The organism is Sphingomonas sp. 10B4 (assembly GCF_035019905.1).
GTDB classification, from domain to species: domain Bacteria; phylum Pseudomonadota; class Alphaproteobacteria; order Sphingomonadales; family Sphingomonadaceae; genus Sphingomonas; species Sphingomonas glacialis.
The window spans coordinates 1-255 of record NZ_JASJVC010000426.1 but is presented as its reverse complement, the minus strand read 5'-3'; the positions used below and the strand labels follow the sequence as shown (position 1 = coordinate 255).

At 63.1% G+C, this 255-nt stretch carries 1 protein-coding gene; it reads right to left on the bottom strand.

Translation table 11 applies throughout. The features are described from left to right. Positions 1-255 (bottom strand): LysE/ArgO family amino acid transporter (locus QN347_RS20375; RefSeq protein ID WP_323494486.1); only part of this gene is annotated, 255 nt, incomplete at both ends.

Genomic DNA, 255 nt, shown 5'->3' with positions numbered 1-255 from the left:
CCCTTGCTGTGCAGCTACAGCACCGAGCAAGATGACGGTATCGAGATACACATGCGGGTTGAGCAAGGTAACGGCCAACACCGCTAAACTGGCCGTGCGTCGATCAAGCTTGAGGCCGCGCGGGTCGGCACGCAGCGTTTGTGCCTGCCATGCGGCCCGCCAAGCGCGCCAACCATACCAAGTAAGAAAGGCCGCACCACCAAAGCGGGCCGCATCGAGTGCGGCCGGATGCCGGCTGATCAGACTGCCCATGCC